This is a genomic window from Mycobacterium paraterrae (assembly GCF_022430545.2).
GTDB classification, from domain to species: Bacteria; Actinomycetota; Actinomycetes; order Mycobacteriales; family Mycobacteriaceae; genus Mycobacterium; species Mycobacterium paraterrae.
Window position 1 is genome coordinate 2,144,088 of sequence record NZ_CP092488.2, and the last position, 20,933, is coordinate 2,165,020.

The window sequence follows — 20,933 nt, forward strand, 5'->3', positions numbered from 1 at the left end:
ATCCCGGCACATCGACGTGGTCGGCATCCTCCGACGGGCGCCTCAGGGCTGATTCGTTGGTTCCCGGGCGGCTGGCATGGGTACATCCTGTCCGGACGTGCGACAGCGGCACTGAAACCACGAACCGGGAGGCGGCCATGGAAAACCTGGCTCGGGTGCGCCACGCATCACGTCAAGTCGCGAGAGCGCAACGCCGCATCTGGTTGCTGCAGACGTTGTTCTGGCCCGTAGTTGCATTGTGCGGGATTGCCGTCGTGGTGGTCGTCGTCCGTCGCGTTCGGCGTCATCGCCCGGTGGTCGCCGAGGCGAGCGAAGCCACGGTGGCACCGTCACCCCAGGTGCTTTCGGATTGAACCGCGCTCGCAGCGGGAACTTGAGTCGGATGTCCTAGATCGGCCATCCCACTGAGGCAGTAGGAGCGCAGGTGGACCGTTGCAACGACGCAACCACGAGCACGCGCGACGGGGCGTTTAGCCGCCGCCGGGGATTGCCGATGAACACGGCATCGGCGCTGCGACTGTCAGAGCATGATGACGGCCACACGGTGGTGTTGGCCGCCGAGGGGATCATGGATATGTCCGCCGCCCCGATTCTGACCGAGCGGATTCGGACGGTCCTTCGTCGACGACCAGAGGCGTTGATTGTGGATCTAAGCGGCGTCACCTTTCTGGCCACAGCCGGGATGAGTGTCCTGATGGAAGCCGGCCGCAAAAGCGAAGAACTGGCGATCTCGTTCCGAGTTGTGGCTCATGGCCCGGTGACGGCCAAGCCCATGCAGCTGCTGGGAATCCATGACCTTCTGGACATTTATCCCTCGGTGGCCACCGCGCTCGGCGGTACGCCGCCCAGCCCGGCGCCGACCGGCTGAGCCGTCACGTTCAATCGCGTTGTTCCTCAACGCTGTTCACCGCTGGGTGAGCGATGCCATAGCGCACCCGGTGGACATACCGCGCGAAACGTTCCTACGGTCAGGGTGTGGCCGCCGAGCAACCCCTCGATGACGACTGGGTGGGGCACACCCGTGGCTCGGCTGCCTACGGTCGGCTGCTCGCCGCGCTGGCCTGCGCGGGAGTGGCCACCTTCGCACAGCTGTACTCACCGCAAGCCGTATTGCCGCTGATCTCGGCCGACTTGGGTGTGGGCGCCGCCAATGCCGCTCTGGTGGTCTCGGCGTCGACCGTGGGCCTGGCGATCGGGGTCATCCCATGGTCGGCGCTGGCCGATCGAATCGGCCGGGTGAAGGCGATCTCGATTTCGGTGACGGTGGCCACCCTGGTGGGAATGATGGTGCCGTTCGCCCCGACGTTTTCGTTGCTCCTCGCGGGACGCTTCGTAGAGGGGCTGATGGTTGGCGGCGTGCCCGCGATCGCAGTGGCTTATCTGACCGAGGAAGTCGATCCGGTGCACGCTGCGCGGGCGGCCGGCACGTTCGTCGGCGGCACCACGATCGGCGGCTTACTGGGACGCATCGTGTCCAGCCCGATCGCCGAGGTGGCCGGCTGGCGTGTCGGAGTATTCACCGTCGCGGTGATCTGCGGGGTGGCGGCGATGGGTTTCGTCCGGCTTGCGCCCGAGCCGCGCGGGTTCACGCCGGTGTTGCGTGATGACGCGAATCCCGAAGGGGGTCTTGGTCATCGGCTTGCCGAAAACCTGCGCACACCACGCCAGCTGGTGCTGTTCGCCGAAGGCTTTCTGCTGATGGGTGGATTCGTTGCGCTCTACAACTTTCTCGGGTTCTACTTGACACGCGCGCCGTTTCATCTGGCGCCGTCAGTGGTGAGCCTGATGTTCCTGGCCTATCTGGCCGGCACCTGGGCATCGTCACGGGCGGGCGCGGAGGCGACTCGGTACGGCCGCAGACGGGTGCTTCTGGTGTCGGTGTCGATCATGATGCTGGGCATTGGAATGACCCTGAGTGACAACGTGATCGCGGTCCTAGCTGGCCTGGTGGTCGCGACCGCCGGTTTCTTCGGGGCGCATTCGACCGCGGCGGGGTGGACGGGCCAGGCCGCGCCGGTCGGTAAGGCGCAGGCGTCGTCTCTGTACAACCTCTTCTACTACGGCGGGTCCAGCGCCGTCGGGTGGTTGGGTGGCGTCGCCTTCGACACGCGGGGATGGCCGGCGGTCGCTGCGACGATCCTCGCCTGTGCCGGAATCGCCGCACTTCTCGCAGCCCTGTTCCTGCGCGACACCTAGCCACGGAACGCCGCGCCACGGGTTACCCTCGACGACGACCGACTTTCTCCTCACCGTCCAGGGGCTGTGCGTGCTCCAGTCATCGATTGACGAAGCGCTGAGTACCCGTGCCGGCATCGACTGGGCGGTGTCCATCCGAGACGCCGCAGGTCACGAAATAGCCTGCTGGAGCGGCGATCATGCGCTGAAGACGGCAAGCGTCGGTAAGCTCCTGCTGCTCGTCGAAGTTGCGCGGCAACGCGTGACCGGCGAACTCGACGGTACCGGCGTTCTGACGAGAAAGCCGGAGCTGACGGTCGCCGATTCGGGCATCTGGCAACACCTGCACGTTGACGAGTTGGCCATCGACGACCTCTGCGTGCTGATCGCCAGCGTCAGCGACAATACTGCCACCAATGTCCTGCTCGAACGCGTGGGTCTGCACAGAGTGGTCGAGCTTGCCCGATCCCTCGGCCTGACTCATACCGCGTTGCTGGACTTCGTGCGAGACGACCGAGGCCCGAACCACCCGGCCACCTTGTCGACCGGGTCAGCATCGGAGTTGTCCGGTGTGATGAGCAGGCTGTCGCGCGGTGCATTGATCTCCACTGCGGTTTCCGAACAGGTAAATGCCTGGCTGGCAACGGGAGTCGACCTGTCGATGGTTGCGTCGGCATGGGGCCTGGATCCGTTGGCGCATACATCCCCCGATCGAAATACCTTTCTCAGCAACAAAACTGGGTCAGATCCGGGGGTCAGGGCAGACGTGGGGTTCGTCGCGCGGGGTGCGGCGTGCTTCTCCTACGCGGTGATCGCGAATTGGGATGCCGGACGCGACGATATCCGCGACACAGTCTTGTCCGGAATGAACGCAGTCGGAACGGTTTTGCGGGCCGCACTCGAAGGTGAATAGGCGGTGAACCGCGCGCGAGTTGAGGCGCCGCCGTCCATAATCCACACATAGTCTGCACATCAACGCCCGCCATAGATCCGCGTCATTTCTCCAAGAAAGCGAACAAATGACCTCACGTCGCTGGCTCACCAAACTCTCCATCTCCGTACTCGCCGGGGCTGCCTTGGTCGGTAGCGCCGGAATAGCGGGCGCCAACACTCCCCAAGACGACGCGTATCTCGCGCAGCTGCGCGCCGTCGGCCTGACGTGGCCGCCCAGCACGGAAGAGGCGCTCATCGGTGAAGCTCACCTGATCTGCTACGACCTCACCTGGGGCTGGCAGCCGCAGACGATCGCGGACGACATCCACGACCACCTCAACAAACGAGGTGTCACATTGCTCGACGTCGGAACGATGGTCGACGCCGCCCACAAGACCTACTGCCCCGGGAATGTGTGCGACGCCCCCACGCTGTGCACGTAAACGGATTCACGTCAGGCGCAGCCGCACACCGGCTTCGTCGAACACGCGCCTGATCACATCGAGCAGGGGCCGCCCGTCGCGCGTGACCTCGTCCAGGTAGCGCCGCGACAGCGCACTGTGCTGCCATTCGAATTCGTACGGTCGGTGCTCGGGGGTGCCGAATCCGCCCCGCAAGCAATCAGCCAGCGCGTCGAGGTTACGCCCGAAGTATCCGCCACGTCCGTTGACCGCTGCGCCGATCTCGCGATAGAAGTCGTTGAGCGACTTGATTTTTCGTCCGTCGATCCGATAGACCACCGGGTCGCCGTCGGCGGATCCGCGCGTCACGGCGCGCCTCCCGCGTCGGTGATCAGACAGAAGGACTCGTAATGGTCGCCGGTGTAGAAGTACTGGGCAGGATGTGCCAGCGGCGTTCCGCCCGTGACGATGCGACGCATCGACCGGTCTCGGGCGCGGGGAGTGATGACGGTGTACTCGTGGTAGTACCCGCGCCGCTGCGTCGGCAGATGCCCTTCGTGGTTGGCGAACACCTCGCCGTCGCTGCGCGGGAAGGGGAATGGGCCACCCGCGTGGATGCGTCTGACGGTGTCGGTCACCTCAGGAGGCAGGGTGGCGATCGGGCATGCCGACGCGTCGACTCCGCGTGCTGTCGGCTGAGCCGGCCCGGACGGACGGACGTGCGTCAGTTCCCATCCGCCGATGACGACGACGAGCGCGCACGCCGCGACGAGTAGCAGCTTGCGTCGAGTCATCGCGAACCGATCAGCTGAAGCGGACGCCGATCGTCGCCATACCGAAGATCTTCTTCCCGCCGGACTTGGCGGTGACGATCACGACACCGGAACGGGTTTCGGGGTCCAAAGACTTGATCTTGCCGCCGAATTCGATGTCGCAGCCTTCGCGCGCCGACACGATCGCGGGTGCCGAGAGCCGCACTGCGTAGCGCGTGACCGCCCCGGGATCACCGGTCCAGGACGACGCGTACGCAGCACCCAAGCCCATGGTGAGCATTCCGTGGGCGATCACGTCGGGCAGGTTGGCCAGCTTGGCGATGTCTTCGTCCCAGTGAATGGGGTTGGCGTCACCGGCCACGCCGGCGTAGTTGACCAAGTCGCCGCGGGTCAGGCGGGCGTGGTGGACGGGCAGTTCGTCGCCGACGTTGACGTCCTCGAACGCTGCCGTGCCCGGCGTCCGGGTCAGACCGCCGTCGGCGATGCGAACCTCGCCCGCGGGGCGGACGGTCTTGTGGTAGTGGTCGTCACCGATTCCGAAGATGTCGACGTCGTGCATCATTGCGTTCTGCACGGCCGTCTTGATCGCCGGATCGACGTCCGCGGCCGTGACGCCGACGACAGTGGTGTGCAGGGTGTGGACCCGCTCCCCGGCCGCGTCGGTGAAGGTGTTGGTCACGGTGATCAAGTCGCGGCCGGCCATCCGGCGCACGGATGTCAGCTCGACGTCCACCGTCAGTTCGTCACCGGCCACGATCGGCCGGTGCTGCTCGAAGAGTTCCTCGGTCTGCATGTAGGTGTCGTAGCCGACCACAATCTGCTCGAACATGCGTCGGTTGCAGGTCATGCCGGGCGTGGAGGTGAAGGTCAGCGGCGCGATCAGGTCGGGGTAGCCCAGTTTCGTCGCGGCGTCGACGTCCCAGTGGGCGGGGTGATAGTCCTGCACCGCCCGGGCGTACTCGCGTAGCTTCTCGCGGCCGACCAGGTAGGTGCCGTCCATCGTGTAGTGATGGCCGATTCGCTCCTCGAGCGCCGACGTTTCGGGTGGTGCGGTCATGAAGTGTCCAACTTTTCTGCCGGCCTGTTCGCGGAAGCCGACCAAACGACACTAACGTGCGGATTTGCGTCGGCGGCCAGGGGTACGCCCCGCGATCGAATCCAGGCATGATCCAAGGCGTGACCAATCGCATCCAATCATTGCTGGGCGTGCAATACCCCGTCGTCCAGGCGCCGATGACCTACATCGCGCGGGCGGAATTGGCAGCCGCCGTGTCCGACGGCGGTGGCCTGGGTGTGATCGAGACCCTGACCCCCGAGGGCCGCGCCGATCTGCGCAGGGTGCGCGGGTTGACGTACCGGCCCGTCGGGGCGAACTTGATGATTCAGGGTTGGAAGCGCGACCCGTCGATCGTCGACGAGCTCGTCGCCGCTGAGGTCCGCCACGTCTTCACCTCTGCCGGTGATCCCGCGCTGTTCACCGCGCGGCTCCACGACGCCGGGATGACGGTCATCCACGTCATCGGATCGCTGAAGGGCGCCTTGAAGGCCAGGGACGCGGGCGTCGACGCGCTGGTGGTCGAGGGTGTGGAGGGCGGCGGGTTCAAGTCGGCGCTGGGCGCGTCGACGATGGTGTTGCTGCCGCTCGTCGCGGATCGGGTGGACCTTCCGATTATTGCGGCCGGCGGGATCTGCGACGCCCGGTCCGCGGCGGCCGCCGTCGTCCTCGGAGCGGAGGGGGTGCAGATGGGCACTCGGATGCTCGCCAGCCACGAGGCCCGCGTACACGCCAACTTCAAGAACGAGATCGTCGCGGCCGGCGATGACGGCACCGTGATGCTGGATCTGCCGGGCAACCCGACGATGCGGGTGCTGCGAACCGGCCTCGCCTCGCGGGTCGCCGCGGCCGAGCCGGGGATACAACTGCTCGGGCGAATCACCGATCTCTATTTCGACGGCGACATGGAGGCAAGCGTCGCGAACACCGGCCAGGTGTCCGCTCGGATCACCGAGTTGCAGCCGGCGTCGAAGATCGTCGAGCAGACCTGGACGGAGATCGAGAAAGTGCTCAGCGACGGTCGATCTCGGATAGGTCAGTGAGCGGCGAACCATTCGAGTAGGAGGTCGGCCAGCTTGTCGGGCTCCTCATCGGGGATCCAGTGTGAGACACCGGGCATGATCTCGAAGCGATATTCGCCGGTCACGTAACGTCCGGTGTTGTGGGCCGCCTTGGGCATCAGGGCGATGTCCTGGTCGCTCCAGACGTAAAGCGTTGGCACAGAGACCTTTTGGTTGATTGATCGTGGACTCGACAGCGGCATGGCGCGATACCAGTTGAGCGCCGCGGTGAGGGCTCCAGGTTCGAGCATGGCCCGTACATCGCGCTCGGCCACCTCGCGCGTCTGCCCGCCCTGCCGCAGCGCTTTTGCCATGAAGCTGCCGTTGCCTTGCAACAGTGTCCACTCCGGTAGCCGCGGCAACTGGAACAGGTACATGTAGTACGACGCGAGACCCTGTCGACTGTTGAGGAACGATTTGAGGAACGCGGCCGGGTGCGGAACGGAGATCGGCGCGACGGTCTTCAGCCGTCCCGGCATCTCCGCGGCGGCCGCCCACGCCACCGCGGCTCCCCAGTCGTGTCCGACCAGGTGCACCTGCGAGGCGCCGCTGGCGTCGATCAGCGCGCCGAGGTCGCCGACAAGTTCGGGGATGCGGTAATCCCGGCGGCGCAGCGGGCGGGCCCCCGGCGAGTAACCGCGCTGATTGGGCGCCAGACAGCGATAGCCCTGCCCGGTGAGCCGGTCGATGACGGCGTCCCAGCTGTCGTTGTGCTGGGGGAAGCCGTGCAGCAGTACAACGACCGGGCCGTCAGCGGGCCCGGCATCGCGCACGTCGAAGGTCAAACCATTGTGGGTGTACTGGTCCATCGGTCAAGCATGTCCCATCGGGTTCACGGCTTGGCGTTCAACTCCGCTTTCGCCGTCGAGCCGGTCGCGTTACCGGGCGAAGCCGGGTGCGGAGAAGTTGCACGCCGGGGCCGTCCAACTCGTCGACGTACTGTGGCCGACCGGCCATGCTCATCACCAGCGCCAGGGTCGATCCCGTCACCAGTGCGCCCCGGCCGCCGACGAACGGCCCGTCATCGGCCCGCAACTGGAGGTCCGCGACCCGACTGCTGCTGGGAACCGTGAAGTTGCGACGAGCGAAGAATTCGGCGACCGGTGTCAATGCGTCCACGCTGGGGGTGCGTGTCAGTCCCAGCGGTTGGCGAATGTCTTGGGCGTGCACCACCACTTCACCCAGGTAGGCCGGGATGTGGCCGGACGGCGACGTGGTGCTGTCGACGATGGCGCGAAAACGGTCGAGGGTTTCGGCGGGGTCGGTGCCCAGGTGTTCGGCCAACCGTCGTCGATTGTGTACGGCGGGACGAAAGCGGGCAGCAAGCATGCTGCGCAACCACTTCCACTGGTTCAGGCTCGCCGTGGCGGTGAGGTGCGCGACGACCTCCTCGACCGTCCAGTCCTCGCAGAGGCTGCGCTGTTCCCATTGTTCCTCGGTGAGGTCGGCAAGATCGTCTGCCAGCGCCGCACGCTCCGCATGCACCAGCGGCCACAGATGGTCGTATCGAGGTTTTGCCATCGATGCCGCCTTGCAACTCGTTATGCGCCGCCAAACCTGTTGCTAGGCCGTTGAATCGGTCTGCCGTGGCTGGTACAGCAGGGCGCGGACCAGCGGGCGCGGCCCGACTGACCTCAGCATCTGGCTAGCCGGGCGGACCCGGACGCGCTTGGGCCACCAGAACCAGCGCCCCATCAAGGTCATGATCGACGGCGTGATCAGCGTACGAACGACGAACGTGTCGAACATCAGACCGATACCGATCGTGGACCCGAACTGACCGATCGCCCGCAGATCGCTGGAGAGCATCGCGGCCATCGTGACGGCGAACACCACACCGGCCGCGGACACCACGGGGCCCGTCACACCCACGCCGCGGATGAGCCCGGTGTTCAGGCCGGCACCGATCTCTTCCTCGATTCGGGATACCAGCATCAGGTTGTAGTCGGAACCCACCGCTAGGAGCACGATCAATGCGAATTCCGTTGCCACCCAGTGTAACTGGAAGTGTCCCAAGTGTTGCCAGATCAGCGTCGAGAATCCGAACGCCGCGCCCAGCGACAGCACGATCGTGCCGACGATGACTCCCGCGGCGACAAGAGCGCGGGTGACGATCACCATGATGATGAAGATCAGCACGATCGACGCCACCGCGGCGATCAGCAGGTCGTACCAGGCGCCAGTAGCGATGTCGTGGAATGTTGCGGCGGTGCCGCCGAGGTAGATGTCGGCGTTCTCGAGCGAGGTGAGCTTCAGCGCCTCCTTGGCCGCGTTGCGCTCTTGCTCGACGGACTTGATGCCTTCCGCGGTCGCCGGATCCACGGCGTGAGTGATGATGAAGCGCGCGGCCTTTCCGTCGGGCGACACCATCAGGCTCAACCCGAACTGGAAATCGGAGTTCGAGAAGATCTCGGGCGGCAGGTAAAACAGGCTTTCCACCCGAGCGTCGTTGAACGACTTACCCATCACGGCATTGGTGTCGGTGAGCCGGTCGAACTGGTCGATCAGGCTGTCGAACGAGCTATAGATGGTCAGCGTGGTATCCCGGATCGCCTTGGAGACGGCGATGTTCTCGGGAATGATCGCCAGCAGTTCGCGGGTGGCAGCAGCCGTGTGGTTGAGGTCGCCGGTGAGGGCGTGAAACTTCTCGGCGAGTTGGTCAAACCCGTCCAGGGCATCGAACAGGCTGCGCAGCGACAAGCAGATCGGGATGTCGTAGCAGTGCTTCTCCCAGTAGAAGTAGCTGCGGATCGGCCGCCAGAAGTCGTCGAAATCGGCGATGTGGTCCCGGATTTCGTCGGTGATGGCGGCGGTCTCCGCCGTGGTCTTCGCGCTGTCGTCCGTCGCGTTCGCGAGCTTCTGGGTAATCGCGTACTGGCGCTCCAGCAGGGAGATCTGAGTGTCGAGGAAACCGGTGATCTTTTTGATGTCGCCGACGCGGGCCTTCAGATAACTGAGGTTGTCGCGAATCGGCGCGCTCTGCACGCTGAGCTGGAACGGTATGGATCCGTCTTCGATCGGCGGGCCGAGTGGCCTGGTGATGCTCTGTACCCGTTCGATGCCCGGCACTCGGAAGATCGCGCCGGCGACCTTGTCGAGCACCAGCATGTCTCGGGGATTACGCAGGTCGTGGTCTGATTCGATCATCAGCAGGTCCGGGTTCAGGCGGGCCTGGGTGAAGTGTCGATCGGCCGCGTCGTAGGCCTGCACCGAGGCGGCGCTGTGCGGCAGGTAGTAAAGGTCGTTGTAGCGCGGGGTGAAGCCCGCCAAACCCAGGGCGCCGACGATCGCCAGAATGACGGAGATGGCAAGGATGGGCGCGGGCCACCGCACGATGGCCGTCGCCAGGCGGCGCCAGCGGGTGTAGTTGAACTTGCGCTTGGGGTCCAGAAGACCGAAGCCACTGGCGACTACGATGAGCGCGGGCGTCAGCGTGACGCCGGCCGCCACCACCACCAGCAGTCCTATCGCACACGGGAACGCCAGCGAACTGAAGTAGGGCAGCCGGGTGAACTTCAGGCAGGCCAGCGCCCCGACGATAGTCAGACCGGAGCCCAGGACCACCTTGCTGACACCGGCGAAGGTGTCGTAGTAGGCGGCTTCGCGGTCAAAGCCGCGTTCGCGGGCCTCCTGATAGCGGCCGACCATGAAAATCGCGTAATCGGTACCCGCCGCGATTGCTAGTGAGGTCAGCAGGTTCACCGCGAATGTCGACAACCCCATGATGCCGGTTTCGCCCAGCAGCGACACCACGCCGCGGCCTGACAGCAGCCCAATGAAGAGGACGAACATCGTCAGCAAAACGGTGCTGATGGACCGGTACACGAACATCAGCATGAGCGCGATGATCACGACCGTGATCAGCGTGATCTTGGCCAGGCTCTTGTCACCGACAACGATGACGTCGGCAGTCAGTGCTCCCTGACCGGCGACGAAGGCCTTAACGCCCGCCGGCGGCTTCGCGTCCGCGACGATCTTGCGCACCGCGGCAACGGATTCGTCGCCGACCGCCCCACCCTGATCGCCTTTGAGGTTGACCTGAACGTAGGCGGCCTTGTGGTCGTAGCTCTCGACACCCGAGGACGTGAATCGCTGTCCCCAGAAGTTCAGCGCATGCTCGACGTGTTCGTGGTCAGCCTGGATCTTTTTGACCAAGTCGTCGTAGAACCGGTGCGCGTCGGGGCCGAGCGGTTTGTCACCGACCAGGGTCACCAGGACGAGGTTGTCGGAGTCGTACTCCTTGAACTTCTCGCCGATGTGCTTCATGCCGGTCACCGACGGCGCATCGGTCGGCGACAGTGGCACCGAGATCTCCTCGGCCACTTTCTCCAACTGCGGCACGAAGACATTGAGACCGACCGCAAGCAGCACCCAGACCACGAGGATCGGCAGTGCCAGGACGCGGATGGTACGGGCTATGCGTGGTTTGCGCTCGGCTGCACCGCGTTCGGCGACGGGGATTCGGTCGGTGTCGCTGGTGTCGCTGCTGTTGCTGCTGTCGCTGGGGCCGTTGGTCACGCGGACTTGTCCAAGCAGGAAACCTGAGCGTCACGGGTGTCGACGTGCTGTTGGTCGACCAACTTGCCGTCGACGGTGATCCGGCACCCGATGGAAGGGCCGTCACCCTGGGCGATGACGTAGGCGAAAATACCCGGCATCGCGGCGGTGATCGTCTTCGACCACGGCAGCGTGGTGAAATTGGCTTTCTGCGGTAGCGACTCCGCATCCATCCAGTTGACGACGCCGGTAGTCCCTGGCGGTCCCAGGATTTCGTAGATGGCGGTCTTCGTGGCGTAGGGCGGCGTCGCATCCCGCGGGTCGGGCTTGGGTAGGCCGGGTCCCGGGAAGACGCCGTTGAGTCGCATGACCGCCACGCCGCCGATGATCAAAGCTACGACCACCACCAGCGGAACCCATGCCCGCTTGAGAATCGTCAACGCCGTGTCCCCCGCTCAGGAATGCTCGATGGGCTGATATTAAGACAAATCGCCGTGCTCGCCACCGCTAGCCGAACGCCGTAGCGGCCGAGTTCATTCCGGCGGAGCATGTCGTCTTGATGTCACGTCGCTGGGCGCGCCAGTTCGACGGCGTCGCACCGGCTGTCGGCGTCGCACGGTAGCCGGCACGCAAAAATTCTGTGCGACAACCGATTTAGTGTGCGTCCCTTTTCGATGATTCGCCGGCGGCACCACGGAGCGTGGCCGACAAGTTAGTTGTGCAAAGTATCGAATTCTCAAGCGTTTTCGTGCGATGCCGATTTGTCTGAAACCGAAGCGATTCAGGGCCGCCGCGGGTACTCTGACCTGCATGGCCAAGGTCAAAACGTGCGTGCATTGCGGCCACACCTTCGATCCGAACGACCGGTGGCGTGACCTGTCCCATCCGGATTGGGACTCCGTCGCGTCGAATTACTGTTCGCATCAATGCTGCGACCAATATCACCGAGACATCAGCCATTGCTGCTCGGCGCATGCCAAAGATAAGGCTCGGCGCGGCGCCGCTCAAGCTTCGCGTTGACCCACGCTTCGTCAGCGCGCGGCGTGATCGGATCATTTCGCGCCTATCGCTGCCGCAGCGCGGAGCTGGACTACCTGCGTGCGTAGCGCCCCACGCTTCTGGTTCTGGTCGCACGACATCCAGCCCGATCAGGTTGCGGGACTGGATATGCCAGGCATGCGACTGCTGAGGCTGATCAACTATCGGCGCGGTCGCGACGCCGTCCGCCGGTTCGCTGCGCTATATCACGACGACGACGGAACCCTGGCGCCGGCACATACCTGGCTGATCGATGTCGATGCGGCGACGGCGGCGGCGCAGGGGGAGCGGGCTGCGTCAATCACCGTTGACGCCGACCCCGACGGTGCCGGCGCCGCCTTCACTGTGGTCCTCGACGCGCAGTCGCGTCCGGGCCGCGCCGTCTACGCTGACCTCGCCGCCGGCGAGGTGGCCGAACTCCTCGACGGCACCAAGACGGTGTTGGACTTCGCCACGTATATCCGCCACGAATCACGTTGCTATGCAGTGATTGTCGAGCCAGCGGCCGGGGATGGCAGTGTCTTCGTTCCCGCAATGAACCCGGCAGACGTTCGCCCAGCCCTGGGTCCACGCGGTGTCGTACCCGTCAAGGCGCGCGCCTACAACGACGGGCCGACCGGTTGGCGGGTGTCTGTCATCGGCGAACACGCCCGCGGGGTGTCATGGTCGGTATTGGTCGACATCGACGCCGACGACGTGTCGGAGAAGCTCGAGCACCTGCAAGCCTACCCGTTGGATCTCGATGCCGCCGGCCACGGACTGGGCGTTCGTTTTGCGGTTGTCGCAGCAAAATAGTCAGGCCGAGCCGTTGGCTGCGTGTGCCAACTCAGCTGTGACCGAACGCAATTGGTCAGCCGACGTCAACCGTTCGGGAAAGCCGACCCGAGTGTAGGCGATGCCGCGGCGGGTATGCACCCGCAAGTCGAGGCCGTAGCGGTCGATACCCGTACACACCGACTCCTCGGTGTCGGGATAGCCACCGAACGCCCGGGCCATCGCCACCAGGGCATCGGCGTGGTCGGCGTTGAGATGGGCGATGGCGCGTGCCGCTGCCGGCGTCACCGGATCCGGCTCCGCGGCGAGGTAATCCGCGCCGGTGGCCGAGTCCATTCGGCCGTATCCGCCAACCCAGCGGACCCGCTCGACTCGCAGCACCCAGAGCGTGAAGTCGCTGTAGTCAATGTAGAACCGCGCCGAAGGCACCGCATCCATGTAGGCCGTGCGGGCAGCCGCGCGGTCGCCGTCCAGCGGAGCCGTGACGGCGCCGGCCAGGGTGATTCGGCCCGTGGCCAGCGGGTCGGCGTCGTTGCTCGCCGTCACGATCGACACGCTGGCCCGCGGGTCGTGGGCCAGGTTGCGGCCGTGCTCGGCGAGGTTCGACACGCACAGCACGGGGGCTCCGCCCAGCAGCCCGTACGCCACCAGCGACGCCCACGGATCACCGTCGACGGTCAAGGTAGCCAGCGTCGCCGCGTTGGCGGCTGCCGCGATGGTGCGGGCCTGTTCGGCGGCGGACGGCTGAGCGGGGATGCTCACCGGCTGCAGCGGCGGCGGCACCGAGGGAGCGTCACCGACATCGCCATGGTCGCGGTTCACCACACGGCTGAGGCTACTGCGTGGCGGCCGGGCACCGGAATAACCCCGACCGTGCCGACGGTTGGACTGCTCCGGTCATTTCGGTCGGGATCGGAAGGAAACGCAGATGCGGTTTGGCGTGTTCACATTTCTCAACGACACCGGCATCGGGCCGGTCGACCTCGCGGTGGCCTTGGAGGCGCGCGGCTTCGGGTCGCTGTTCGTCACCGAGCACACGCACATTCCGGTCAACACCCAGACCCCGTACCCGATGGGCGGCCCGATCCCGCCGCAGTATTACCGCACACTCGATCCGTTCGTCTCGCTGACGGCGGCTGCGGTCGCTACCGAGTCGCTGCTATTGGGCACCGGGATATCACTGGTCACGCAGCGCGACCCCATCCTGACGGCCAAAGAGGTGGCCTCGCTCGACCTGGTGTCGCAGGGCCGGTTCCTATTCGGTGTCGGCGTGGGTTGGCTGCGTGAAGAGATCGCCCATCACGGCGTCGACCCGAAGGTGCGCGGTCGCGTGATGGATGAGCGGATCCGGGCGATGATCGACATCTGGACCAAGGACGAGGCCGAATTCCACGGCAAATACGTCGATTTCGATCCCATCTACAGCTGGCCGAAGCCGCTGACAAAGCCATACACCCCGCTCTACTTCGGTGGGGGAGAGGCAAACTTTCCCCGCATCGCGGAATTCGGCGCCGGCTGGCTCTCGCTGAGCCCGTCCGCCGACGCGCTGGCCGGCGACCTCGGGAAGCTTCGCGATCTCGCCGGCCCCGACGTGCCAGTGATCGCCTCCCACGTCGGGAAGGTAACCGCGGAACTCCTGGCCGGGTACCGCGATCTGGGCATCAAGCACGTCACGGTCGAGCTGCCGACCCAGCCTCGCGAGGAGACTCTGCGGCGCCTCGACACCCTGCATGCGGCATATGCCGAGCTAGACTAACTTTTGCTTGCGGCCTCATCCTGCGTGCTATAGTTAAATCAACTAACTAATTAGCACTGCGCAGAAAGGCTTAGCGATATGGCTCGTAGCGACAAAGACACCTGGGACCTGGCGTCCAGCGTCGGCGCCACCGCAACCGCCGTTGCTGCGTCGCGCGCGATGGCGTCGCAGAACCCTGACGCGTTGTTGAACGACCCTTTTGCCGACCCGCTGGTGCGTGCGGTCGGCATCGACACGTTCGTCAAGCTCATCGACGGCGAGATCGACCATGGCGACGATCCCTTACTCAACCGCCGCGCCATGAACGAGCAGATTGCCGTGCGGACCCGCTACTTCGACGAATTCTTCCTGCGGGCAAGTGAATCCGGTATCCGACAGGCCGTGATCCTGGCCTCGGGCCTGGACACCCGCGCTTACCGGCTACCGTGGCCGGCCGGCACCCAGGTCTTCGAGATCGACCAGCCACAGGTCATCGCATTCAAGACGCGGACACTGGCTGGCCTCGGAGCCGAGCCAACCGCCCAACGGATCGCTGTCGCAATAGATTTGCGCGAGGACTGGCCAGCGGCACTGGTCGCGGCCGGGTTCGATCCGACACAGCCGACGGCCTGGAGTGCGGAGGGATTGCTGGTCTACCTGCCGCCGGAGGCGCAGGACCGGCTGTTCGACAACATCGCAGCGCTCTCGGCGCCGGGTAGCCGGATCGCCACCGAGCACATGGACATGCGACACGTGCCGGCAGACTGGGCCGAGCGACTCACCGAGAGGTCACAGCGCCTCGGCTCCGACATCAACCTGGCCGAGCTCTTCTACACCGGCGACCGCAACCCTGCCGCCGACTACCTCGGCGCGCGCGGGTGGCACACCGATGTGCGTACCACCGAGCAGGCCTATGCCATCAATGGTTTCGAGGTGCCGAACGACGAGTTGGCGTCCTTCGGCGCCGGCTCCGGTTACCTGACAGCCGTTTTGGGCTAACGGTTACCGTGCTCAGGTGACCGTCGAGGAGTTCGTCTACGCCGATCGGCCCACCGGCCCGCTTAGTGTGCGGGTATTCCGGCCGACCGGGTCGAACCGGCAGACGGCGGTGCTGCATCTGCACGGCGGGGCGTGGCGCGTCGGGGCGCCGGCCATGTTGGATTTCCGCTCGGCCGCCCTCGCTGCGCACGGATACACCGTGGTGCAGGTGCAGTACCGCTTGCTCGGCCAGGCGGCATGGCCGGCCCCCGTCACCGATGTCCGGTCGGCCCTGCGGTGGGTTGTCGGTCATGCCGACCAGTTGGACATCCACCCCGACTCGATCGTGCTGTGGGGACACAGCGCCGGTGGACACATCGCGTTGATGGCGGCGGCGACTCGCGCGGACCGGAGGCTTGACCACGCTGGGGATGATGCGACTATGCCGCTCTCGGTCGCGGCAGTGATCGACTGCTACGCGCCGGTGAGCTTTCAGGCCGAGGATCCACCGATACTCCGAATCGGTCCCGCCGGAATGGATCTCGCCGCCATCGTCCCCAGACAGCGCAGCGACGGGGCGATCCCAGCCGCCGATCTATTAGGGGCTCCGTGCAGCGCGGCGGAGGCTGCCGCCATCAGCCCGCTGGCCCTCGTCGACGTGGATTTCCCGCCGACCATGCTGGTTCACGGAACCGCAGACATCTTGATCACGCCGATCAACTCCAGGCGTTTGGCGGACGAGCTCAGTCGGCTGGGCGTGATCTGCGAGCTCGTGACATTCGCCGAATGCAACCATGAATTCGACGCTGCGCCCAGCTATGCGGCCGCGGTGGTCGCGCACATCGACGTTTTTCTGCGTCGGATGCTCGGGGAACCGAGCCTCGCCGCCGAGCTCGCCCGGTATTCGATGTTCGGCTAGGCAACTCAGCCGCGGAGCCTTTCGCTCAGTACGTGTTGAGACGCTCTTCCACTTGAAGAGCCTCAAGCGCGCGAGCCGCGGTCTCATAGCCCTTCACGACACCCTCCAGGCGCGCCGTAGAGCCATCGAAGCAGGCCCAGTCGAAGACGGCCTGGCAGACATGATCGGCCAGACTGCGCAGAATGCCGTCGCGAGGCGGGTTGTCGATCACCCTGATCGCGGCGGCGCAGAGTGTTCCCTTGTCGGCGTCGTCGCACCGCAACGCTTGGTGAGCGAGCGACATGAGGTTACGGGTGTGGTCACCCTCGAAGTCCATAAAACTCCTTGCCCGTCATCGGTTCTCAGCCCTGTGCCGTCAGGATGGCTGTCGATCAACCGAGTGGTAAACCTAACCCAGTAACGGGCACGTGCCGGCCACAGTCAGGTCACAGACCTACATCGGAACCCGGGGAAGGCGCGGTCCGGGGCCCGCGGGCGGTCGCGGCGGCGGTGCGCAACGTCGGGTGACTCAGCGCCCGTTCTCCTGGAGCCTGGCGACAAGCTGGAAGGGGACCGCGACGAACAGCGTGCCGCCGATCAGATTTCCCACGGTGGTGATCGCGAGATTGGCCAGCAGTCCATGCGGACCGAATCCCCATGTCAGCGACGTGTGTGGTGCGTCAGGGTGAAACACCGACAGCAGCAAGGGTAGTCCCAGGAAGCCGACATTGGCGATGACGTGTTGGGTGGCGCCGATGACGAAGGCGAACGGTCCGTAAAACGCGAATCCCATTCGCGCGACATCGGTTCGGGCTTTGAAGAACAGGCACATCGATGTCTGCAAAAACCAGGTGCAGACCACCGCGAGCAGAATCGCGGTCAAGGTTGGCTGCGAGGTCTTCGCAGTCGCCACGACGGCCGCGCGCTGCGCGAACGAGCCGAGGTAGGGGCCACCGGCTGCCGCGCAGACAGCGACGAAAGTCAATGCGCCTGCGCAGTTTCCGATCAATCCGATCAGCAGTAGGCGAAGATAGCCGAGCGGGTTCATCCGCCGTTGGAGAAGCGCGATGGCGCCGGCGGCCATATCGGCGGTGATCAGCGACATACCAGACACCAGGATCAAGGCAAACGACATGCCAAATGCCAAACCCATCAGCAAGCTCGCGATACCCGACGCCGAGACACCGGTGCTGACCACCAAGGACAGCAGCACGCCAAACGACACCATCGCGCCGCCGACCAGCGAGCGGACGAGGAAACTCACTGGATGAGCTGCCTTTTCGACGGCGATCTCGGCTACCCGAGCGGTCATCTCGCCGACGCTGAACAGCTCTAGCGGATCGCGGACCGCTGGCGAGTCGATCGTTGCGGGATGATTCTGGGCACCATCGACGGCGAGGGTTGGGACGGACACAGCGATTCTCCTGATGCGGTAGGTCAGCTGCCGGTGTGCAGTTCCCAGCGAAGCTGGGCCTCTGACGGTGATTGGACGGGGATGAACGCGGCTTCCCGGAATCGGCGGCTCGCGTCGGTACGCCGCGCGTAGCCCTTCCCGCCGGCAGTCCGGATCTCCAAAGCGGCCGCAGCGCTGACGGTATCCGCCGCGGCCAGCCGCAGCGTCAACAGTTCGCGCTTGGTCGGCGTCGCGCTGCCGACAGCGTCTGCCAGAGCTTCTGTCTGGGCTTGTGCGGAGGCGAGTTGTGTTGTCAACGAGTCGAACTCAGACCTGAAGGCTGCGTTCACACCGGTGAGACTGGGTGCAACCTCGTCGAGGCACCGGCGCGCCAACCCGACGCACATCGCCGACTGCAGCACCAGAAATGTCGGCCGAACGCGGTCCAGGAAAGGTCCGATATCGCGGGTGAGGATCTGCGCTTCTCCGACATAGACGTCGTCGAGCTTGACCGACGACGACGCGGTACTACCCAATGCCAGCAGTTCGAAGTGATTGCCGACAGTCACGCCGTCGGCGGCGAGTGGCAGTGCGACGACCAGTTTTTCGTCGCCTTCGGTGCGCGCGGCCGTGACCATCACCGAATCGGGGTAGAGGTTGCTGGCCCAGCGCAGAGCACCGGTGAGCCGGTAACCGCCGTCGGTCGGTGTCGCTACCAGTTCGATGGACCCGCACCCTGCGGCGTCCTTGAAGGCCGACGCCATGCCGGTGACGCCCAACGCGGCGCTACCGGTCAGGCCGGCGGCAGCATCGATCGACCACGGCGTTGCCGCCGCGGTCAGGTACTCGAGCGTCATGCGATGCGCCCAGGCCGAAAACGCGGTCGACAGGCAGTGGCCCGCGATCTCGGCGATCACCGCCGCCATCGCCGGCAGTGCGCCGCCGCGGTTGGCGGGAGCACCCAATCCGAGTAGCCCGTGCTGGGCGAGCAGCCCGAGGTTCTCGCGGGTGTTGTCGGCACCTTCGTCTAACACCGTTGCGCGGCGGGCAATGTGGTCTGCGACATCGGCCGGGACGGCGGCAGCCGTCTCGCTGAATGCGCGGTCGAGTTCGGTGGTCATCTGCACCCTGGCTATTCGACGGTGAGCGTGCTGTCGACCGATGCCGGCCGACGCAACGTGTTGACCACGGGCGACCAGTGGATCGCGTTGTCGTGAATTTCCTGTAGCACGGCGGGATCGGCATCTCCGGCCAGCACCACCTGGCTGCGTACCGCGGTGAACCCCGGAACCTTGTCGTCGGGGGTGTCGCCGACTCCCCAGACGGCCGAGATGTCGATGTCACCCTCCATGCTCACTTCGATCTTGGTCAGCGCGACACCCCGATGCGTGGCATTGGCCAGCAATCCGACCGCGATGCACGAACCCAGCGCCGCGAGAACGGTTTCCGACGGGTTTGGTGCCGCGTCGTCACCCAGTAGCGCAGGTGGCTCACCGACGAGCATCGGCGCCAAGTCACGGACATAGGTCAGGTTACGAAAGTTGGACCCGCACACTGTCTTTGCCCGAAGTGTCTTTTTCCCGGTCGCTGGGTCGGCCTTGGCGTTACAGGAGAGCCGGTCCAGCCCCGCGGCGTCGATCGTGAGGGCTTGGCCAGAGAAGGTGGTCATGAATGCTGACTCCTTGATGTACGACGATGATGCCCACACGTTGACATAGACAGACCACTCTGTCTATACCGTGAGGCGCGACCTGCTTGGACGCGAACCGGCCTAACGACTAGGCAAAAAAAGGGGGGCATGTGGCTACGCATGAGCGTGAGCAGCGCCTTTCCCGTCGGCCGGAGACCGCTCGTTGCGGAGGGGCGGTCGACGTGCACCGCGCCGGCGAGATCGCCCGCGTTCGAATCGCGGTGATCCGAACGCGGCTCAGGACTGGGCGTCGAGTGCGCGAGCGATGGCGTTCTCGGCGAGGCCTCGCCCGAATCGAATTGGCGCAGGCGACTGCTCCACTTTGGAAGCGACCAAGGCGCCGTCGTACAGCAGCTGGATCTCACGGGCCAAGGACGCGGGCCGCGGGGTGCCGGCGGCCCTGAGCAGACCGCTCAAGGTGGACCGGACCCACTGGCGGTGCTCGTCGATGGGTTGGAAACGCACACCGGGGAATTCGGACGCCGCGCTGGTGTAAAGGCAACCGGGAAAGTTGTGCCGTAAACCCTTGGCGTGCGCGAGATCGAAGAACGTCAGCACCTTCGCGACGGGATCATCGACACTTTCGATTGCCTGAGCGAACCGGTTCCGGTCGGCGAGATCTAGTTCTCTCAGGTACGCGATGACCAGGGCGTCCTTGGAACCAAACGTGCTGTAGAGGCTCGCTTTCGCGCAGTCCGCCTCGCGGAGGATGCGGTCGATGCCGACCGCCCTGATTCCGTACTTGCCAAACAGGTCCGTCGCCGCCGCGAGCAGACGGTCGGCCGGGCGCGCCGTCCTCGGCATGTCAACCGCACCCGAAGCGGCCGTGGCATGAGGGGTCCGCATGACCATCAAATTAGCACGACTAGACAGAGGGGTCTGTTCGTTGGCAGGTATTACTCCGCTGCAACGATTTTCGCGATCTGGTCGGTGATGGCGGCCCGGATCTGGGTGTCGTTGAGATCCTGCAATCCGAAGGCGACCCGCAGGGTCGGCCCCATCAGGCCCCAGCCGACCTGCAGGGCCATCCCGTGCGCGGCCAGCAACCGCGCCGTCCGGTCGTCGTCGTGATGGGCCTGCACTTGCTCGAGGAAGGCTTGCATGCCGGGAAAGCGCTGCTGCAACTCCTCGACGGGAAAGCCGTCGAGCATCGAGCGCACCATCACGCGCGCCTGAGTTTCATAGGCGGCCTCGATCTCCGCCTCCGGGGCACCGGACTCACGCAGGCTTGCGGCGGAGTCGGCGAGGTTTTGCAGCGTCGCGGCAAGGAGTTGGCGCTTACTGCCGAAGTGCCGGTGCAGAAGGCCGTGGTTGACCCCGGCGCGGGTCGCGACTTCGCGAATAGACGTGGCCGCCGGCCCTTTCTCCGCGAACAGCTCGGCCGCTGCCTGCAGAACCGCGGCGCTTACCTCGTCCTTACCCATTGGCTTCGTCGTGGGTGAAACCGTTGCATGCGCTGTAGCCATCTGTGTACGTTAACGGACAACGATCGATGTAGACAGCCGCCTACACCGGAAATGTCGAAAGGGAGCA

Annotated in this window: 24 protein-coding genes; 10 read left to right on the forward strand and 14 right to left on the reverse strand. The window is 65.2% G+C overall.

Features of this window, described 5'->3' with window-relative positions; translation table 11 throughout:
• Positions 1 to 137 precede the first annotated feature (137 nt).
• The 5 genes from MKK62_RS10225 (at position 138) to MKK62_RS10245 (ending at position 3,551) form a co-directional block, all read left to right on the forward strand.
• Complete coding sequence (locus MKK62_RS10225; RefSeq protein WP_240261180.1) at positions 138 to 353, forward strand: hypothetical protein; 216 nt, start codon at positions 138 to 140, stop codon at positions 351 to 353.
• Positions 354 to 493: 140 nt separating this feature from the next.
• Entirely contained in the window at positions 494 to 868 is a 375-nt protein-coding gene (locus MKK62_RS10230) for an STAS domain-containing protein (protein ID WP_240261179.1), read from the forward strand.
• Between the two features lie 107 nt (positions 869 to 975).
• Positions 976 to 2,196 (forward strand): MFS transporter, encoded by a 1,221-nt coding sequence (locus MKK62_RS10235; RefSeq protein WP_240261178.1) that lies wholly within the window; start codon positions 976 to 978, stop codon positions 2,194 to 2,196.
• A 70-nt stretch (positions 2,197 to 2,266) separates the two neighbouring features.
• A complete protein-coding gene (locus MKK62_RS10240) occupies positions 2,267 to 3,088 on the forward strand; it encodes a serine hydrolase (protein WP_240261177.1) in 822 nt (273 codons plus the stop codon).
• A 106-nt stretch (positions 3,089 to 3,194) separates the two neighbouring features.
• Positions 3,195 to 3,551, forward strand: coding sequence for a DUF732 domain-containing protein (locus MKK62_RS10245; protein WP_240261176.1), 357 nt, complete (start codon positions 3,195 to 3,197; stop codon positions 3,549 to 3,551).
• A gap of 6 nt (positions 3,552 to 3,557) precedes the next feature.
• Here MKK62_RS10245 and MKK62_RS10250 read toward each other — a convergent pair whose 3' ends face one another.
• From MKK62_RS10250 to MKK62_RS10260, 3 genes are read right to left on the reverse strand one after another with little or no spacing between them, the layout of a single operon-like run.
• Positions 3,558 to 3,848, reverse strand: coding sequence for a barstar family protein (locus MKK62_RS10250; RefSeq protein WP_434085081.1), 291 nt, complete (start codon positions 3,846 to 3,848; stop codon positions 3,558 to 3,560).
• A 26-nt stretch (positions 3,849 to 3,874) separates the two neighbouring features.
• Positions 3,875 to 4,303, reverse strand: coding sequence for a guanyl-specific ribonuclease (locus MKK62_RS10255; RefSeq protein ID WP_240261174.1), 429 nt, complete (start codon positions 4,301 to 4,303; stop codon positions 3,875 to 3,877).
• A gap of 10 nt (positions 4,304 to 4,313) precedes the next feature.
• Complete coding sequence (locus MKK62_RS10260; RefSeq protein WP_240261173.1) at positions 4,314 to 5,339, reverse strand: fused (3R)-hydroxyacyl-ACP dehydratase subunits HadA/HadB; 1,026 nt, start codon at positions 5,337 to 5,339, stop codon at positions 4,314 to 4,316.
• Positions 5,340 to 5,458: 119 nt separating this feature from the next.
• On the opposite strand from MKK62_RS10260, the gene MKK62_RS10265 reads away from it, so the two are divergent.
• On the forward strand, positions 5,459 to 6,379 hold the full coding sequence (locus MKK62_RS10265) for an NAD(P)H-dependent flavin oxidoreductase (protein WP_240261172.1): 921 nt from the start codon (positions 5,459 to 5,461) through the stop codon (positions 6,377 to 6,379).
• On the opposite strand, the gene MKK62_RS10270 is transcribed toward MKK62_RS10265, so the two are convergent.
• Genes MKK62_RS10270 through MKK62_RS10285 form a run of 4 tightly spaced genes read right to left on the reverse strand, consistent with a single transcriptional unit; the run spans position 6,373 to position 11,334 of the window.
• Complete coding sequence (locus tag MKK62_RS10270) at positions 6,373 to 7,206, reverse strand: alpha/beta fold hydrolase (RefSeq protein ID WP_240261171.1); 834 nt, start codon at positions 7,204 to 7,206, stop codon at positions 6,373 to 6,375. The two genes, MKK62_RS10265 and MKK62_RS10270, sit on opposite strands and share 7 nt — an antisense overlap.
• Before the next feature lie 37 nt (positions 7,207 to 7,243).
• The gene (locus tag MKK62_RS10275) at positions 7,244 to 7,918 is read right to left on the reverse strand and encodes a maleylpyruvate isomerase family mycothiol-dependent enzyme (RefSeq protein WP_240261170.1); all 675 of its coding nucleotides are present in this window, start codon (positions 7,916 to 7,918) and stop codon (positions 7,244 to 7,246) included.
• 42 nt (positions 7,919 to 7,960) lie between these two features.
• Positions 7,961 to 10,915 (reverse strand): MMPL/RND family transporter, encoded by a 2,955-nt coding sequence (locus tag MKK62_RS10280; protein WP_286670895.1) that lies wholly within the window; start codon positions 10,913 to 10,915, stop codon positions 7,961 to 7,963.
• Positions 10,912 to 11,334, reverse strand: a complete 423-nt coding sequence (locus MKK62_RS10285) for an MmpS family transport accessory protein (protein ID WP_240261169.1) — start codon at positions 11,332 to 11,334, stop codon at positions 10,912 to 10,914. The genes MKK62_RS10280 and MKK62_RS10285 overlap by 4 nt, the downstream gene beginning before the upstream one ends.
• A 658-nt stretch (positions 11,335 to 11,992) precedes the next feature.
• Here MKK62_RS10285 and MKK62_RS10290 point away from each other — a divergent pair.
• Complete coding sequence (locus MKK62_RS10290; protein ID WP_240261168.1) at positions 11,993 to 12,727, forward strand: hypothetical protein; 735 nt, start codon at positions 11,993 to 11,995, stop codon at positions 12,725 to 12,727.
• On the opposite strand, the gene MKK62_RS10295 is transcribed toward MKK62_RS10290, so the two are convergent.
• Positions 12,728 to 13,531, reverse strand: coding sequence for a HugZ family pyridoxamine 5'-phosphate oxidase (locus tag MKK62_RS10295; RefSeq protein WP_240261167.1), 804 nt, complete (start codon positions 13,529 to 13,531; stop codon positions 12,728 to 12,730).
• 103 nt (positions 13,532 to 13,634) lie between these two features.
• Between MKK62_RS10295 and MKK62_RS10300 the strand changes: the two genes are divergently transcribed.
• The 3 genes from MKK62_RS10300 (at position 13,635) to MKK62_RS10310 (ending at position 16,338) form a co-directional block, all read left to right on the forward strand.
• The gene (locus MKK62_RS10300) at positions 13,635 to 14,462 is read left to right on the forward strand and encodes an LLM class F420-dependent oxidoreductase (protein WP_240261166.1); all 828 of its coding nucleotides are present in this window, start codon (positions 13,635 to 13,637) and stop codon (positions 14,460 to 14,462) included.
• Positions 14,463 to 14,540: 78 nt separating this feature from the next.
• Positions 14,541 to 15,440 carry a class I SAM-dependent methyltransferase gene (locus MKK62_RS10305; RefSeq protein WP_240261165.1) on the forward strand — a complete coding sequence of 300 codons (900 nt, stop codon included), beginning with the start codon at positions 14,541 to 14,543 and terminating at the stop codon, positions 15,438 to 15,440.
• 16 nt (positions 15,441 to 15,456) lie between these two features.
• Positions 15,457 to 16,338: an alpha/beta hydrolase gene (locus MKK62_RS10310; RefSeq protein ID WP_240261164.1), complete on the forward strand. Its 882-nt coding sequence runs from the start codon at positions 15,457 to 15,459 to the stop codon at positions 16,336 to 16,338.
• Between the two features lie 25 nt (positions 16,339 to 16,363).
• On the opposite strand, the gene MKK62_RS10315 is transcribed toward MKK62_RS10310, so the two are convergent.
• The 6 genes from MKK62_RS10315 to MKK62_RS10340 form a co-directional block, all read right to left on the reverse strand.
• Positions 16,364 to 16,654, reverse strand: a complete 291-nt coding sequence (locus MKK62_RS10315) for a hypothetical protein (protein WP_240261163.1) — start codon at positions 16,652 to 16,654, stop codon at positions 16,364 to 16,366.
• Positions 16,655 to 16,846: 192 nt separating this feature from the next.
• Positions 16,847 to 17,731, reverse strand: a complete 885-nt coding sequence (locus MKK62_RS10320; RefSeq protein ID WP_240261162.1) for a formate/nitrite transporter family protein — start codon at positions 17,729 to 17,731, stop codon at positions 16,847 to 16,849.
• Between the two features lie 23 nt (positions 17,732 to 17,754).
• Positions 17,755 to 18,831, reverse strand: coding sequence for an acyl-CoA dehydrogenase family protein (locus MKK62_RS10325; protein WP_240261161.1), 1,077 nt, complete (start codon positions 18,829 to 18,831; stop codon positions 17,755 to 17,757).
• An 11-nt stretch (positions 18,832 to 18,842) separates the two neighbouring features.
• Entirely contained in the window at positions 18,843 to 19,379 is a 537-nt protein-coding gene (locus MKK62_RS10330; protein WP_240261160.1) for an OsmC family protein, read from the reverse strand.
• 258 nt (positions 19,380 to 19,637) lie between these two features.
• Positions 19,638 to 20,246, reverse strand: coding sequence for a TetR/AcrR family transcriptional regulator (locus MKK62_RS10335; RefSeq protein WP_240261159.1), 609 nt, complete (start codon positions 20,244 to 20,246; stop codon positions 19,638 to 19,640).
• Between the two features lie 50 nt (positions 20,247 to 20,296).
• A complete protein-coding gene (locus MKK62_RS10340) occupies positions 20,297 to 20,866 on the reverse strand; it encodes a TetR/AcrR family transcriptional regulator (protein ID WP_434085049.1) in 570 nt (189 codons plus the stop codon).
• Between the last annotated feature and the right edge of the window lie 67 nt (positions 20,867 to 20,933).